The sequence below is a fragment of the Streptomyces sp. RP5T genome (genome assembly GCF_003933965.1).
In the GTDB taxonomy this organism is placed as follows: Bacteria; Actinomycetota; Actinomycetes; order Streptomycetales; family Streptomycetaceae; genus Streptomyces.
Window position 1 is genome coordinate 1 of record NZ_RSAJ01000165.1, and the last position, 15,700, is coordinate 15,700.

Sequence of the window (15,700 nt, forward strand, 5' to 3'; positions counted from 1 at the left end):
CTGTCGGGCCTGAGCCTGCGGCAACTCTTCCACGACGGCCGCGCCCTGCGCCACGGCAAGAACCTCACCTGGAGCCAGGTCCTCCTCGCCGCCAACACCCCCATGCTCCTCAAGTCGGCGATGGTGGACGGCCGTACGGATCTCGGCGTCATGGCCTCCGGCCAGGTCGCCGGGGTGATCGACGACCTGCCGTCGTGCGCGGAACTGGTGGACCGGATCATGAAGGAGGCCGAGGGCGTCCTTCAGGGCCTCACAGCCTCTCGATGATCGTCACGTTCGCCTGGCCCCCGCCCTCGCACATCGTCTGGAGCCCGAACCGGCCCCCCGTGCGCTCCAGTTCGTGCAGCAGGGTGGTCATCAGTCTCACTCCCGTCGCTCCCAGCGGGTGACCGAGGGCGATCGCGCCGCCGTTGACGTTGACCTTGTCCGGGTCCGCTCCCGTCTCCTTCAGCCAGGCCAGCACCACCGGCGCGAAGGCCTCGTTGATCTCGACGAGGTCGATGTCGTCGATGGTGAGGCCGGACTTCTTCAGGGCGTGCGCGGTGGCCGGGATGGGCGCGGTGAGCATGCGGATGGGGTCCTCACCGCGCACCGAGAGGTGGTGCACGCGCGCGCGGGGCGTGAGCCCGTGTTCGCGCACCGCCCGCTCCGAGGCCAGCAGCATGGCCGCCGCCCCGTCGGAGACCTGCGAGGAGCAGGCCGCGGTGATGGTGCCGCCCTCGATCACCGGCTTCAGCCCGGCCATCTTCTCCAGGGAGGTGTCCCGGCGCGGGCCCTCGTCCACCGCGACCGGACCGTGGGCCACGGTCTCGCGCTCGAAGCGCCCCTCGTCGATGGCCCGCAGCGCCCGCCGGTGGGACCGCAGCGCGAACTCCTCCTGGTCCTCGCGGCTGATCCCCCACTTGCCGGCGATCATCTCGGCGCCGACGAACTGGTTCACCGCCCGGTCCCCGTACCGCGCCCGCCACCCCTCGCTGCCCGCGAACGGCCCTTGGGTCAGTCCGAGCGGCTCGGCGGCCTGCCGGGTCGCGAAGGCGATCGGGATCATCGACATGTTCTGCACCCCGCCCGCGACCACCAGGTCCTGCGTCCCGGACAGCACGCCCTGCGCGGCGAAGTGCACGGCCTGCTGCGAGGACCCGCACTGCCGGTCCACGGTCACCCCGGGCACCTCCTCGGGCAGCCCGGCCGCCAGCCACGCGGTCCGCGCGATGTCCCCGGCCTGCGGCCCGACCGCGTCCAGGCACCCGAAGACGACGTCCTCGACCGCGGCGGGATCGACCCCGGCCCGTGCGACGAGCGCCTTCAGCACATGCGCGCCCAGATCGGCCGGATGGACCCCGCTCAGTCCTCCCCCGCGGCGCCCGACGGGCGTACGGACCGCTTCGACGATGTAGGCCTCGGCCATGGCGACTCCCCAGTGGGTTACGTGCGTACGGCGATCCCGTCCAGCACCATCGACAGGTACTGCCGGGCGATCTCCTCCGGGCTGTGCTGTCCGCCGGGCCGGTACCAGGACGCGGCGACCCACACGGTGTCGCGCACGAACCGGTAGGTCAGGCGTACGTCGAGGTCGGCCCGGAACACCCCGGCCGCGACCCCGCGCTCCAGCGTGGACAGCCAGGCCTTCTCGAACCTGCGCTGTGACTCGGCGAGGAACGCGAACCGCTCCTGCGCCACCAGCTGCTTGCTCTCCTTCTGGTAGATCGCGACGGCGGCCCGGTGCCGGTCGATCTCCCGGAACGACTCGGTGACCAGGGCCTCCAGCGTCTCGCGGGGCCCCGACTCGGCGCCCAGGACGGCGTCGTAGCCGTCCCAGAGCTCGTCGAGGAAGGTCCGCAGGATCTCCTCCAGCATCGATTCCTTGGAGTCGAAGTGGTAGTAGAGGCTGCCCGCGAGCATGCCCGCGTGGTCCGCGATCTTGCGTACGGTCGTGGCGTTGTAGCCCTGTTCGGCGAAGACCTCGGCGGCGGTGTCGAGGAGTTCACGGCGGCGGGCCGGGGCGGCCGCGCTCACCTGGGGCTTCTTCTTGGTCGGCACATCGTCCATTGTCCTAGGCGTGCCGGCTGCTGACGGCGACGACCTCGCCCGTCATGTACGAGGAGTAGCCGGACGCCAGGAACACGATCACGTTGGCCACCTCCCAGGGCTCGGCGTACCGCCCGAAGGCCTCGCGGGCGGTGAGTTCCTCCAGCAGTTCGGCCGAGGTGACCTTCACCAGGTGCGGGTGCATGGCGAGGCTGGGCGCGACGGCGTTGACGCGGACGCCGTACTCGGCCGCCTCCAGTGCCGCGCACCGGGTCAGCGCCATGACCCCGGCCTTGGCGGCGGCGTAGTGCGCCTGTCCGGCCTGGGCGCGCCAGCCGACGACGGAGGCGTTGTTGACGATCACGCCGCCGCCGGAGTCCCGCAGGTGCCGCAGGGCGGCCCGGGTGCAGCGGAAGGTGCCGTTGAGGGTGACGTCCAGGACGCGGGTCCACTGGTCGTCGGTCATGTCGACGAGCGGTGAAGTGCCGCCGAGTCCGGCGTTGTTGACGACGATGTCGAGCCGCCCGTGGTCCCGGACGGCCGTGTCGAAGAGGGCCTGCACCTGGGCCTCGTCGGTGACGTCGCACGCCAGGGACGTCACCGCGCCCCGGAACTCCCGGGCGAGCGCCGTCTCGTGCTCCTTCAGCCGTCGCGCGTGTGCGTCGCTGATCAGGACGCGCGCGCCCTCCTCCAGGAAGCGGCGCGCGGTCGCCCCGCCGATGCCCGCGCCGGCGGCGGCGGTGATGACGGCGGTGCGTCCCTTCAGCAGCCCGTGCCCCGGTTCGTACACCGGACTCTCGACGCCTGTCATGGCGCCACGCTAACCTACCAAACACTTGTTAGGGAAGGACGGGTGGCGATGGATCTGGCGTTCACGCGGGAGGAAGAGGCCTTCCGCTCCGAGGCCCGCGCGTGGCTGCGTGCGCATGTGCCCGCCTCCCCGCTGCCGTCCCTGGAGACCCGGGAGGGCTTCGCGGCCCACCGCGCGTGGGAGGCCGAACTCGCCGCGGACCGCTGGTCGGTGGTCGACTGGCCCGTCGCGTACGGCGGCCGGGACGCGGGGCTGATCGGCCGGCTGGTCTTCGAGGAGGAGTACTACGCGGCGGGGGCACCCGGACGCGTCGGCCAGAACGGCGTCAGCCTCCTCGCCCCGACCCTCTTCGACCACGGCACGGCGGAGCAACGCGCGCGCGTGCTGCCGCCGATGGCCTCCGGTGAGGTGATCTGGGCGCAGGCCTGGTCGGAGCCGGAGGCCGGCTCGGACCTGGCGTCCCTGCGGTCCCGGGGCGTGCGCACGGACGGGGGCTGGCTGCTCAGCGGGCAGAAGACCTGGTCCTCCCGGGCCGCCTTCGCGGACCGCGCCTTCGGGCTCTTCCGCACCGACCCGGACACCCCAAGACCCCACCAGGGCCTGACCTACCTGATGTTCGACCTGCGCGCCCCCGGTGTCACCGTCCGTCCCATCCGCCGCCTCGACGGCAAGCCGGCCTTCGCCGAGCTCTTCCTGGACGAGGTGTTCGTGCCGGACGAGGACGTCATCGGCCGCCCCGGCCAGGGCTGGCGGATCGCGATGTCGACGGCGGGCAACGAACGGGGGCTGACGCTGCGCCCACCGGGCCGCTTCCTGGCGGCCGCCGACCGGCTGCACGCGCTGTGGACGTCCCGCGGCGCCCCACCGGCCGCCCGGACCCGGGTCGCGGACGCCCTGATCGGCGCCCGCGCCTACCAGCTCTTCACCTACGCGGCCGCCGCCCGTTTCCTGGACGGCGAGACGCTCGGCCCCGAGTCCAGTCTCAACAAGGTCTTCTGGTCCGAGTACGACATCGCGCTCACCGAGACGGCCCTGGACCTCCTGGGCGAGGAGGGCGAGGCGGCCGACACGGACTGGTGCGAGCGCTGGGTCTTCGCCCTGGCCGGCCCCGTCTACGCCGGCACCAACGAGATCCAGCGCGACATCATCGCCGAACGCCTGCTGGGCCTGCCGAAGGGACGCCGCTGATGCACTTCGGCCTCGACCCCGAGCAGCGGGCGTTCGCCGCCTCCCTGAACGCCATGCTGACGGCCGCGGACACCCCGTCCGTCGTACGGGACTGGAGCCGCGGCGAGCACGACAGGGGCCGTGCGCTGTGGCGCCGTGTCGCCGGGGCGGGCGTCTTCGCCCTGGCGGTTCCCGAGGCCCACGAGGGGCTGGGCCCCCGCCCCCTGGAACTGGTGCTCGCCTTCGTGGAGCTGGGCCGGCACGCGGTGCCGGGCCCCTTGGTGGAGACCGTGACGGCGGCCGCCCTGCTCACCGAACCGGCGGCGGCGAAGCGGCTGCTCCCGGCGCTGGCCTCGGGTGAGGCCATGGCCACCGTGGCCCGCGCCGGCGGATACGCCCTGGACGGCGAGGCCGCGGACATCCGCCTCTCCCTGACCGCCGAGGGCCTCCACCTCGCCCCCGGACACGGCCCGGTGCGAGCCTCGCTCGACCCCGCCCGCCGTCTCACCCCGCTGGCACCGGGCGGTGAACTGCTCAGCGCGCACCCGCCCGTCACCGCCGCCCTCACCCTGGCCCGCCTCACCACCGCCGCCCAGGCGCTCGGGGTGGGCCTCGCCCTCCTCGACAGGACCGTCTCCTACGTCGGGCAGCGCACCCAGTTCGGGGTCCCCGTGGGCTCCTTCCAGGCCGTCAAGCACCAACTGGCCGACGCGAAGATCGCGTTGGAATTCGCGCGCCCCCTGCTTCTCGGGGCCGCCCTGACGACGACCGAGGAGGACGTCGCCGCCGCCAAGGTCACCGCCTGCGAGGCGGCGTACCGGACGGCCCGTACCGCGCTCCAGCTGCACGGCGCGATCGGGTACACGGCGGAGTACGACCTGTCCCTGTGGCTCACCAAGGCACGCGCCCTGCGCACCGCCTGGGGCAGCCCCGACGAGTGCCGTGACACCGTCCTCAACGGCGCCCACCACCACTGACCTCGCGGCACGCCCCTACCTTCGGCTTCGCAATTCGCGTGCCGGGCTGGACATCGCCCGCCCGCGAGCCCGGCCCGTCCCGCGGAGAGCGCCCGACCGGCCGCCGCACCTCCGGCTCCCGGGCGAGGGGCCCGTGGACCTCGGCGGCCTCCCCGTGCGGGAGCCGAGCCGCCCTGCGGTGCCGCCTCCCGCCCGTGCACCGCCTCGCCCCGGCCCCGGCGCGCTCGCCCCCGACCGGTGTTCGCTATTTTGTTCGCGCAGCCCCACCGGCTCACCACCCATCCCTGTCGCTTCGAGGAGAGCCGGCCGTGGAACCCGAATCCGCCGTCACCACCTGCTATCGCCATCCCGCGGTGGAGTCCCATGTCCGCTGCATCCGCTGCGAGCGGTACATCTGCCCGGACTGCATGCGGGAGGCGGCCGTCGGCCACCAGTGCCCCGAGTGCGTGCGGGAGGGGGCCCGGTCGGTGCGGCAGGCCCGGACCGCGTTCGGCGGGCGCATCACGGCCGTCCCCCTGGTGACGTACGTCCTCATCGCCCTCAACGTGCTCGCCTACGTCGGCGAACTCGTGCGCCCGGCGATCGTGGACCGCTTCGAGATGCTGGGCGCCGGCCTGGCGGGCCCGGACGGCGGCCACTACGTGTGGCAGGCCGCCCACCCCGCCGGCTTCCACGCCGAGGGTGTCGCCGACGGCGAGTGGTACCGGCTGCTGACCGGCGCCTTCCTCCATCTGCCGCCCACCGCGGGCACGTTCGGGATCCTGCACATCGTGATGAACATGGTCTCGCTGTGGAACATCGGCCGGGTGGTCGAGACCCAGCTGGGCCGGACCCGGTATCTCGCCCTCTATCTGCTCTCCGCGCTCGGCGGCTCGGTCCTCGTCCTGGTGCTCGCGCCCACCCAGCCCACGCTCGGCGCGTCCGGCGCGATCTTCGGGCTCGGCGCCGCGTACTACGTGATGGCCAGGCGTCTCGGCGCCGACATGTCCCAGGTCAACCGCTTCATGGCGGGTCTGCTGCTGTGGCTGCTGATCTCCGCGGGCCTGACCTCCTGGCAGGGGCACCTGGGCGGTCTGCTCGCCGGGGCCGTCGTCACTCTCGCCTACGCGTACGCCCCCCGGGACGGCCGTCGCACCCTGGTGCAGGCGGGCGCCTGCGTCGTCCTGCTGGTGGTGCTCGTGGTGTCTACTTGGGCCAAGGTCACCGAACTGACGGGAAACCCGTGAAACGCCCCCGCCTGCTGCTCCTCGCGGCCGTCCCCGTGCTCGTCACGGCGTCGGTCTACTTCCTCGCGCCCGAGGACTCCGACGCCGGACGGGCCGGCCCCGACCTCTCCTCCGCCTACCGGTCGCAGGCGGCCCAGGACGCCGCCGCTGCCAAGGACCGGGCCGAGGCGGCGGAGAACGCGGCGGACGAGAAGGTGCTCGCCGACCTGCCGCCCGGCCTTGCCTCCCCCGCCCACAAGGAGCTCGCACAGCAGCTGGTGGCCAGCGCCGAGAACTCGACCCTCGACTGGCGCAGCGCCTACGCGTACATCGAGGACATCGGTGACGGCCGGGGCTACACGGCCGGCCCGGTCGGCTTCTGCACCGGCACCCACGACCTGCTCACCCTCGTCGAGCGCTACACGAAGGCCCACCCGGACAACGGTCTCGCGCGCTACCTCCCCGCCCTGCGCGAGGTCGACGGCACCGACTCCCACGAGGGCCTGGATCCCGGCTTCACGGCCGCGTGGAAGGCGGAGGCCGCCCGGCCGGCCTTCCGGAAGGCCCAGGACGCGGAGCGCGACCGCGTCTACTTCGACCCCGCGGTCCGCCTCGCCAAGCTCGACGGGCTCGGCGCCCTCGGCCAGTTCGTCTACTACGACGCCATGGTCTTCCACGGCCCGGGCACGGACGGCACCAGCTTCTACGGCATCCGCGAACGCGCCCTCCGCAAGGCCGGCAGCCCGGCCGGGGGCGGCTCGGAGAAGGCCTACCTGGACGTCTTCCTCGACATCCGCCGGGCCGCGATGAAGACCCGGGACCCGGACATCGACACCACCCGCGTCGACACGGCCCAGCGGCGGTTCCTCGACGAGGGGAACCTGGACCTGAGGACGCCGCTGGAGTGGCAGGTGTACGGGGAGACGTACAGGGTGCCCTGAGCTCTCCCCGGACCCCGGACCTCGTACCCCGGAAAGGCGACGGTGCCCGCTCCCGGTCCGGTCGGGGACTTCGGGGGCGGACACCGTCAGCGTTCCGTACGCCTTTGTACGGGACGTTCTTGAGGGGCCGTCAGACCATCAGGGAGCGGTCCGTCGGCCGGATCGGGGCGGGCAGTTCGCTCGCGCCGGTCAGGAAGCGGTCACAGCCGCGGGCGGCCGAGCGGCCCTCCGCGATGGCCCACACGATGAGCGACTGACCGCGGCCGGCGTCACCGGCGACGAACACGCCCGGCACGTTGGTCTGGAAGTCGGCGTCGCGGGCGATGTTGCCGCGCTCGTCGAGCTCCAGGCCGAACTGCTCGACCAGGCCGTTCTCCCGGTCGGTGCCGGTGAAGCCCATCGCGAGGGTGACCAGCTGGGCGGGGATCTTGCGCTCGGTGCCCGGCTTCGGGGTCAGCTTGCCGTCGATGAACTCGACCTCGCTGAGGTGCAGCCACTGGACGTTGCCGTCCTCGTCGCCCTCGAAGTGGGTGGTGGAGACGGAGTAGACCCGCTCGCCGCCCTCCTCGTGCGCCGAGGTGACCTTGTACAGCATCGGGAAGGTCGGCCACGGCTGGTGCGGGGCACGCTCCTCGCCCGGACGGGGCATGATCTCCAGCTGCGTCACCGAGGCCGCGCCCTGGCGGTGGGCGGTGCCCACGCAGTCGGCGCCGGTGTCGCCACCGCCGATGACCACGACGTGCTTGCCCTCGGCGGAGATCGGGGAGGTGACGTAGTCGCCCTCCTGGACCTTGTTCGACAGGGGCAGGTACTCCATGGCCTGGTGGATGCCCTTGAGCTCGCGGCCGGGGACCGGGAGGTCACGCGCGGTGGTGGCGCCGGCGGCGATCACGACGGCGTCGTACCTCTTCTTCAGGTCGGTCGCCTTGAGGTCGCGGCCGATCTCGATGCCGGTACGGAAGCGGGTGCCCTCCGCGCGCATCTGCTCGATACGGCGGTTGATGTGCCGCTTCTCCATCTTGAACTCGGGGATGCCGTACCGGAGGAGGCCTCCGACGCGGTCCGCGCGCTCGTAGACGGCGACGGTGTGACCGGCCCGGGTCAGCTGCTGCGCGGCGGCGAGACCGGCGGGGCCGGACCCGATGACCGCGACGGTCTTGCCGGACAGGCGCTCGGGGGCCTGCGGCTCGACGTCACCGCTGTCCCACGCCTTGTCGATGATCGAGACCTCGACGTTCTTGATGGTGACCGGCGGCTGGTTGATGCCGAGCACACACGCCGACTCGCAGGGAGCCGGGCACAACCGCCCCGTGAACTCGGGGAAGTTGTTGGTCGCGTGCAGCCGCTCCGACGCCGCCGCCCAGTCCTCGCGGTAGGCGTAGTCGTTCCACTCGGGGATGAGGTTCCCGAGGGGGCAGCCGTTGTGGCAGAACGGGATGCCGCAGTCCATGCAGCGGCTGGCCTGCTTGCTGATGATCGGCAGCAGGGAGCCGGGGACGTAGACCTCGTTCCAGTCCTTCAGCCGTACGTCGACCGGGCGGGACTTGGCGACCTCGCGCCCGTGGTTCAGGAAGCCCTTCGGGTCAGCCATTGATCGCCGCCTCCATCATCTTCTCGGTGATCTCGGACTCGGAGAGTCCCGCCTGCTCGGCGGCGTCCTTGGCGGCGAGCACTGCCTTGTACGTGCTGGGGATGATCTTGCTGAAGCGCTCGACCGCGGTGTCCCACTCGGCCAGGAGCTTCTCGGCGACCGTGGATCCGGTCTCCTCCTGGTGGCGGCGCACCACGTCGTGCAGCCACTGCTTGTCGGTGTCGTCCAGCGCCTCGACGGCGCTCACGTTGCCGACGTTGACGTTGTCCGGGTCGAGGTCGATCACGTAGGCGATGCCGCCGGACATGCCGGCCGCGAAGTTGCGGCCCGTCTCGCCGAGGACCACCGCGTGACCGCCGGTCATGTACTCGCAGCCGTGGTCGCCCACGCCCTCGGAGACGACCGTCGCGCCGGAGTTGCGGACGCAGAACCGCTCACCGGTACGACCGCGCAGGAACAGCTCGCCGCCGGTCGCGCCGTAGGCGATGGTGTTGCCCGCGATCGTCGAGAACTCGGCGAGGTGGTCGGCGCCCCGGTCGGGACGGACGATGACCCGGCCGCCGGAGAGGCCCTTGCCTACGTAGTCGTTGGCGTCGCCCTCCAGGCGCAGCGTGACTCCGCGCGGGAGGAAGGCGCCGAAGGACTGGCCGGCCGAGCCCGTGAAGGTGATGTCGATGGTGTCGTCGGGCAGGCCCGCGCCACCGAACTTCTTCGTCACCTCGTGGCCGAGCATGGTGCCGACCGTGCGGTTGATGTTGCGGATCGCGACCTGGGCGCGCACCGGCTGGGCGTCGGTCGCCGAATCGGCGGCCAGCGCGTCGGCGGCGAGCTTGATGAGCTCGTTGTCGAGCGCCTTCTCCAGGCCGTGGTCCTGCTCGATGACCTGGTGCAGCGCGGCGCCCTCGGGCAGTTCCGGCACGTAGAAGAGCGGGGCCAGGTCCAGGCCCTGCGCCTTCCAGTGGTTGACCGCGCGGGTCACGTCGAGGGTCTCGGCGTGGCCGACGGCCTCCTCGATGGAGCGGAAGCCCAGCTCGGCGAGGATCTCGCGGACCTCTTCGGCGATGAACTTGAAGAAGTTCACGACGTACTCGGCCTTGCCGCTGAAACGGTCGCGCAGCACCGGGTTCTGGGTGGCGATGCCGACCGGGCAGGTGTCCAGGTGGCAGACACGCATCATGACGCAGCCGGAGACGACGAGCGGCGCGGTCGCGAAACCGAACTCCTCGGCGCCGAGCAGCGCGGCGATGACGACGTCACGGCCGGTCTTGAGCTGACCGTCGGTCTGGACGACGATCCGGTCGCGCAGGCCGTTGAGCAGCAGCGTCTGCTGGGTCTCGGCGAGACCGAGCTCCCAGGGACCGCCAGCGTGCTTCAGCGAGGTCAGCGGCGAGGCACCGGTACCACCGTCGTGACCGGAGATCAGGACGACGTCCGCGTGCGCCTTCGACACACCGGCCGCGACCGTGCCGACGCCGACCTCGGAGACCAGCTTCACGTGAATCCGCGCCTGCGGGTTCGCGTTCTTCAGGTCGTGGATCAGCTGGGCCAGGTCCTCGATCGAGTAGATGTCGTGGTGCGGCGGCGGGGAGATCAGACCGACGCCGGGGGTGCTGTGCCGGGTCTTGGCGACCCAGGGGTACACCTTGTGGCCGGGCAGCTGGCCGCCCTCGCCGGGCTTGGCGCCCTGGGCCATCTTGATCTGGATGTCGTCCGCGTTGACCAGGTACTCGGAGGTCACGCCGAAGCGGCCGGAGGCGACCTGCTTGATCGACGAACGCCGCGCCGGGTCGTACAGCCGGTCCGCGTCCTCGCCGCCCTCACCGGTGTTGGACTTGCCGCCCAGCTGGTTCATGGCGATGGCGAGGGTTTCGTGCGCCTCCTTGGAGATGGAGCCGTACGACATGGCGCCGGTGGAGAAGCGCTTGACGATCTCGGAGACCGGCTCGACCTCCTCGACGGGGATCGAGGGGCGGTCCGACTTGAAGCCGAACAGGCCGCGCAGCGTCATCAGGCGCTCGGACTGCTCGTTCACACGGTCCGTGTACTTCTTGAAGATGTCGTAGCGGCCCGCGCGCGTGGAGTGCTGGAGGCGGAAGACCGTCTCCGGGTCGAACAGGTGCGGCTCGCCCTCGCGGCGCCACTGGTACTCGCCGCCGATCTCCAGAGCGCGGTGCGCCGGGGCGATGCCGCTGGCCGGGTAGGCCTTGGCGTGCCGGGCGGCGACCTCCTTGGCGATGACGTCGATGCCGACGCCGCCGATCTTGGAGGCGGTACCGCTGAAGTACTTCTGGACGAAGCCCTCTTCGAGACCGACGGCCTCGAAGACCTGGGCGCCGCGGTAGGAGGCGACGGTCGAGATGCCCATCTTCGACATGACCTTCAGTACGCCCTTGCCCAGGGCGTAGATCAGGTTGCGGATGGCCTGCTCGGACTCTATGTCCGACAGGAAGGTGCCCGCGCGGACCAGGTCCTCCACGGACTCCATGGCGAGGTACGGGTTCACGGCCGCGGCGCCGAAGCCGATCAGCAGGGCGACGTGGTGGACCTCGCGGACGTCACCGGCCTCGACCAGCAGGCCCACCTGGGTGCGCTGCTTGGTGCGGATGAGGTGGTGGTGGACGGCCGCGGTGAGCAGCAGCGACGGGATCGGCGCGTGCTCGGCGTCCGAGTGGCGGTCGGAGAGCACGATCAGCCGGGCGCCGTTGGCGATGGCGGCGTCGGCCTCGGCGCAGATCTCCTCGATGCGCGCGGCGAGGGAGACGCCGCCGCCGGAGACCCGGTACAGGCCGGACAGGGTCGCGGCCTTGAAGCCGGGCATGTCGCCGTCGGCGTTGATGTGGATGAGCTTGGCCAGCTCGTCGTTGTCGATCACCGGGAAGGGCAGCACGACGGAACGGCAGGAGGCGGCACTCGGGTCGAGCAGGTTGCCCTGGGGGCCCAGCGAGGAGCGCAGGCTGGTCACCAGCTCTTCTCGGATGGCGTCCAGCGGCGGGTTGGTGACCTGCGCGAACAGCTGGGTGAAGTAGTCGAAGAGCAGTCGCGGGCGCTCGCTCAGCGCGGCGATCGGCGAGTCCGTGCCCATCGAACCGATCGGCTCGGCACCGGCCTTGGCCATCGGCGCGAGCAGGACGCGCAGCTCTTCCTCGGTGTAGCCGAAGGTCTGCTGGCGGCGGGTGACCGAGGCGTGGGTGTGCACGATGTGCTCGCGCTCGGGCAGGTCGCCGAGCTCGATCTCGCCGGCCTCCAGCCACTCCGCGTACGGCTGCTCGGCGGCGAGGCCGGCCTTGATCTCGTCGTCCTCGATGATGCGGTGCTCGACGGTGTCGACGAGGAACATCCGGCCGGGCTGGAGACGGCCCTTGCGGACCACCTTGGCCGGGTCGATGTCGAGGACGCCGACCTCGGAGCCGAGGACGACGAGGCCGTCGTCGGTGACCCAGTAGCGGCCGGGGCGAAGGCCGTTGCGGTCGAGGACCGCGCCGACCTGCTTGCCGTCGGTGAAGGTGACACAGGCCGGACCGTCCCAGGGCTCCATGAGGTTGGAGTGGAACTGGTAGAAGGCGCGGCGGGCCGGCTCCATGGAGTCGTGGTTCTCCCACGCCTCCGGGATCATCATCAGCACGGAGTGCGGCAGCGAACGGCCGCCCAGGTGCAGGAGTTCGAGGACCTCGTCGAAGGACGCCGAGTCGGAGGCGTCCGGCGTACAGATCGGGAAGACGCGCTCGATCGCGCCCTGGTCCCCGAAGAGGTCGGAGACCAGCTGCGATTCGCGGGCCGCCATCCAGTTGCGGTTGCCCTTGACGGTGTTGATCTCACCGTTGTGCGCGACGAAGCGGTACGGGTGCGCGAGGGGCCACGACGGGAAGGTGTTCGTGGAGAACCGGGAGTGCACGAGCGCGATCGCGGAGGCGAAGCGGCGGTCGGACAGGTCCGGGAAGAAGGGCTCCAGCTGACCGGTGGTCAGCATGCCCTTGTAGACGATGGTCCGCGCGGACAGCGAGGGGAAGTAGACGTCGGCCTCGCGCTCGGCGCGCTTGCGCAGCACGAAGGCCTTGCGGTCGAGGGCGATGTCCTGCGAGGAACCGTCGGTGACGAAGACCTGGCGGAAGGCCGGCATCGTCGAGCGGGCGGTCGCGCCGAGCAGCTCGGGGGCGACGGGAACCTCGCGCCAGCCCAGAACCGTCAGGCCCTCCTCCGCGGCGATCGTCTCGATCTTCGAGACGGCGTCCTCGGTGCCGTGCTCCGGCAGGAAGGCGATACCGACGGCGTATCCACCGGCCGCGGGCAGTTCGAAGCCGGCGACCTCGCGGAAGAAGGCGTCCGGAACCTGGGACAGGATGCCCGCGCCGTCACCCGAGTCGGGTTCGGAGCCGGTGGCACCGCGGTGCTCCAGGTTGCGCAGAACCGTGAGCGCCTGCTCGACCAGCGCATGGCTCGCCTCGCCGGTGAGGGTGGCCACGAAACCGACGCCACAGGCGTCCTTTTCGTTGCGGGGGTCGTACATACCCTGCGCAGCAGGGCGAGCATCCATGAACGACCACTTCTGGCCACTCGTGGAGTGCTGGGACGGCTGGCGCGGCGTACGCATCGGCTCTCCCGTCGTCGTCAATTGGCATATTCAGCTTGCCGAGGGACGACGTTGGCCCTCTGCGTGAGTGCAAAATTTCGTGCAGGTTACATGATGGAGCGGATCTCGGGAACCGGATACTCCGTTCCAACATGCGGACGCCACGCGGTGCGAGGGGGTGCCGCACACGTGGCTTGAAGTATGTGGGGGTCGAGCCGGACTGATCGGTCAGATCCCTGTCCGTCGACCCAGGAGGCGGTGAAGGCGTCGTCGCCGACCCCGCGGGTGCGCCGCAAGCGTCATTGCCCACAGTGCTTACGGCTCATGCCCAGTGGTCATGCAGTCGAAACCAGCGAGTAACGGCTACTTATGCGGCCCCACGCATAAGTAGCAGTCGCACTATCCTACGGCCGTTCCGAACAAGCTGCCCAGGGCGTACGTCACACCGGCCGCCGCGCCTCCCAGGGCGAGCTGCCGGAGTCCGCTGTACCACCAGGTCCGCGCGGTCACCCTGGCCACGACGGCACCGCACGCGAACAGCCCGAAGAGGGCCAGCAGGAGGGCCGGCCACAGCGCGGTCGCACCGAGCAGATACGGCAGTACGGGGAGCAGGGCACCCAGGGCGAAGGACCCGAAGCTGGACACGGCGGCCACCAGCGGCGAGGGCAGGTCGCCGGGGTCGATTCCCAGCTCCTCGCGGGCGTGGATCTCCAGCGCCTGCTCGGGGTCCTTCGACAGCTGCCGGGCGACCTCCCGGGCCAGCTCGGGCTCGACGCCCCGCCCCTCGTACAGGGCGGCGAGCTCGGCCTCCTCGTCCTGCGGATGCTTGCGCAGCTCACGCCGCTCCACGTCCAGCTCGGCCTCGACGAGCTCGCGCTGGGAGGCGACGGAGGTGTACTCGCCGGCAGCCATCGAGAAGGCGCCTGCCGCGAGCCCGGCGAGTCCGGTCAGCACGATGGTGTGCTGGTCGACCGCGCCACCGGCGACACCGGTCATCAGGGCGAGATTGGAGACCAGTCCGTCCATGGCCCCGAAGACGGCGGGCCTGAGCCAGCCGCCGTTCACGTCCCGGTGCGTGTGGTTGTCCCGGTGCGCCTCGTGCAGCGGCGCCTCGATGTCGATGATGGCCATTCCGGTCCCCCCAGGGAAGCTAAGCCAAAGCTAACTTTGGACACGTTCTAATTCTCAACAACGCTCACAGTACGGTGCCCCATTCCGGTCCGCCAGCAAGGAAAGGCTGGGCTAAGCAGCGGCTTTGCCTTCGAATGCGCAGACGATCATGGTCGTGCTCAGATGTCGACCGGGTGACGTTGGGGGCGGGCAGGCTGAGGTCAACCGCCGATGGTGGGACATATGCGGCACAAGGTTCCGCGCGTCGCGTGAACCTCCTCTGCTCCCTGTTGTGGAGAGGCGCGTATGACATCGATCGCCCGCGTTTCCTCGGTCCCGGCCCCCCAGGACGCCACCGGACTCCGCGAGCGGGCCCGCGGTGCCCTGCTGGGGCTGGCGGTCGGGGACGCCCTCGGAGCCCCCGCCGAGAACCTGAAGCCGTCGCAGATCCGCGCCCGCTGGGGCCGTATCGAGGGGTACGTGGTGGACGAGCCGACCGGCACGGACGACACCGAGTACGCGATCTTCTCGGGCCTGCTCCTCGCCCGGCACGGCTCGGCCCTCACCCCCGCCCATGTGGAGGCGGCCTGGCACGAGTGGATCGCGGACCGTGACGAGGGCCCGTTCCGGGGCGCCGGCTTCAGCGAGCGCGGCACCCTGGAGAACCTCCGCCGGGGCCTGGCGGCCCCCATCTCCGCCCAGCACCGCCACGCCTGGAGCGACGGCCTGGCCATGCGGGCGGCCCCCTTCGGCGTCTTCGCGGCGGGCCGCCCCGCGGAGGCGGCCCGCCTGGTGGCCGTCGACGGCTCGGTGAGCCACGACGGCGAGGGCATCTACGGCGGCCAGGCGGTCGCGGCGGGAGTGGCGGCGGCGATGACGGGTGCCCCGACGATCGCCGTGGTCGCCTCCGCGCTGGCGGTGATCCCGGAGGACAGCTGGACGGCGAGATCCCTGCGGCGAGCGGTGGCGGTGGCCCACCGGGGCGAACGCGCGGTCCGCTCCGCCGTCGTCGTCGGCGGCTACCCGTGGACCGACCTGGCCCCGGAGGCGGTGGCCCTCGCCTTCGGCGCGTACGCGGCGGCGGACGGCGACTTCCGCGATGCGGTGCTGACCGCGGTGAACATGGGGAGGGACGCGGACACGACGGCGGCGGTGGCGGGGGCCCTGGCCGGCGCGACGCAGGGCGCGTCGGCGATCCCGCCCGCGTGGGCCGCGGCGATCGGCCCGGCGAAGGGCAGCTGTCTGCCGTCGATGGCGGGCCATCACGTATTGGACGTGGCGGAGTTGCTGGTGGCGCCGACAC

Annotated in this window: 11 protein-coding genes and 1 pseudogene; 6 read left to right on the forward strand and 6 right to left on the reverse strand. The window is 71.5% G+C overall.

All coding sequences use genetic code 11. The features are described from left to right. Positions 1-267: pseudogene (locus EHS43_RS18970) on the forward strand (nitronate monooxygenase); the annotation flags it as partial. On the opposite strand, the gene EHS43_RS18975 reads toward EHS43_RS18970, so the two are convergent. From EHS43_RS18975 to EHS43_RS18985, 3 genes are read right to left on the reverse strand one after another with little or no spacing between them, the layout of a single operon-like run. After that, a complete protein-coding gene (locus EHS43_RS18975; protein WP_125191960.1) occupies positions 251-1,408 on the reverse strand; it encodes an acetyl-CoA C-acetyltransferase in 1,158 nt (385 codons plus the stop codon). The pseudogene EHS43_RS18970 and the gene EHS43_RS18975 sit on opposite strands and share 17 nt — an antisense overlap. Positions 1,409-1,425: 17 nt before the next feature. Next, positions 1,426-2,040 carry a TetR/AcrR family transcriptional regulator gene (locus EHS43_RS18980; protein WP_125191969.1) on the reverse strand — a complete coding sequence of 205 codons (615 nt, stop codon included), beginning with the start codon at positions 2,038-2,040 and terminating at the stop codon, positions 1,426-1,428. 13 nt (positions 2,041-2,053) lie between these two features. Continuing rightward, a complete protein-coding gene (locus EHS43_RS18985; RefSeq protein ID WP_125191961.1) occupies positions 2,054-2,839 on the reverse strand; it encodes an SDR family oxidoreductase in 786 nt (261 codons plus the stop codon). 48 nt (positions 2,840-2,887) lie between these two features. Here EHS43_RS18985 and EHS43_RS18990 point away from each other — a divergent pair, with 48 nt between their 5' ends. The 4 genes from EHS43_RS18990 to EHS43_RS19005 all read left to right on the forward strand — a co-directional run bounded on the left by EHS43_RS18990 (position 2,888) and on the right by EHS43_RS19005 (position 7,129). After that, positions 2,888-4,027, forward strand: coding sequence for an acyl-CoA dehydrogenase family protein (locus EHS43_RS18990; RefSeq protein ID WP_125191962.1), 1,140 nt, complete (start codon positions 2,888-2,890; stop codon positions 4,025-4,027). After that, entirely contained in the window at positions 4,027-4,983 is a 957-nt protein-coding gene (locus EHS43_RS18995; RefSeq protein ID WP_125191963.1) for an acyl-CoA dehydrogenase family protein, read from the forward strand. Before EHS43_RS18990 ends, EHS43_RS18995 begins: the two co-directional genes overlap by 1 nt. Positions 4,984-5,291: 308 nt before the next feature. Continuing rightward, the gene (locus EHS43_RS19000; RefSeq protein WP_125191964.1) at positions 5,292-6,209 is read left to right on the forward strand and encodes a rhomboid family intramembrane serine protease; all 918 of its coding nucleotides are present in this window, start codon (positions 5,292-5,294) and stop codon (positions 6,207-6,209) included. Next, positions 6,206-7,129, forward strand: coding sequence for a chitosanase (locus tag EHS43_RS19005; RefSeq protein ID WP_125191965.1), 924 nt, complete (start codon positions 6,206-6,208; stop codon positions 7,127-7,129). The genes EHS43_RS19000 and EHS43_RS19005 overlap by 4 nt, the downstream gene beginning before the upstream one ends. Positions 7,130-7,259: 130 nt before the next feature. Here the strand turns inward: EHS43_RS19005 and EHS43_RS19010 are convergent, their stop codons facing one another. The 3 genes from EHS43_RS19010 to EHS43_RS19020 form a co-directional block, all read right to left on the reverse strand. Then, a complete protein-coding gene (locus EHS43_RS19010) occupies positions 7,260-8,720 on the reverse strand; it encodes a glutamate synthase subunit beta (protein WP_125191966.1) in 1,461 nt (486 codons plus the stop codon). Beyond that, positions 8,713-13,308 carry a glutamate synthase large subunit gene (gene gltB, locus EHS43_RS19015; protein WP_125191967.1) on the reverse strand — a complete coding sequence of 1,532 codons (4,596 nt, stop codon included), beginning with the start codon at positions 13,306-13,308 and terminating at the stop codon, positions 8,713-8,715. Before gltB ends, EHS43_RS19010 begins: the two co-directional genes overlap by 8 nt. 378 nt (positions 13,309-13,686) lie before the next feature. Beyond that, positions 13,687-14,418 carry a VIT1/CCC1 transporter family protein gene (locus tag EHS43_RS19020; protein ID WP_125191968.1) on the reverse strand — a complete coding sequence of 244 codons (732 nt, stop codon included), beginning with the start codon at positions 14,416-14,418 and terminating at the stop codon, positions 13,687-13,689. 285 nt (positions 14,419-14,703) lie between these two features. Here EHS43_RS19020 and EHS43_RS19025 point away from each other — a divergent pair. Continuing rightward, the coding region (locus EHS43_RS19025) for an ADP-ribosylglycohydrolase family protein (protein ID WP_148104060.1) at positions 14,704-15,700 on the forward strand (997 nt) is incomplete at its 3' end.

Excerpts from the sequence above, each read along its gene's own strand:
- EHS43_RS18975 (WP_125191960.1), bottom strand. The coding sequence starts at position 1,408 with ATGGCCGAGGCCTACATCGTCGAAGCGGTCCGTACGCCCGTCGGGCGC.
- EHS43_RS18985 (WP_125191961.1), bottom strand. The coding sequence starts at position 2,839 with ATGACAGGCGTCGAGAGTCCGGTGTACGAACCGGGGCACGGGCTGCTG.
- EHS43_RS18990 (WP_125191962.1), top strand. The coding sequence starts at position 2,888 with ATGGATCTGGCGTTCACGCGGGAGGAAGAGGCCTTCCGCTCCGAGGCC.
- EHS43_RS18995 (WP_125191963.1), top strand. The coding sequence starts at position 4,027 with ATGCACTTCGGCCTCGACCCCGAGCAGCGGGCGTTCGCCGCCTCCCTG.
- EHS43_RS19010 (WP_125191966.1), bottom strand. The coding sequence starts at position 8,720 with ATGGCTGACCCGAAGGGCTTCCTGAACCACGGGCGCGAGGTCGCCAAG.
- gltB (WP_125191967.1), bottom strand. The coding sequence starts at position 13,308 with ATGCGTACGCCGCGCCAGCCGTCCCAGCACTCCACGAGTGGCCAGAAG.
- EHS43_RS19020 (WP_125191968.1), bottom strand. The coding sequence starts at position 14,418 with ATGGCCATCATCGACATCGAGGCGCCGCTGCACGAGGCGCACCGGGAC.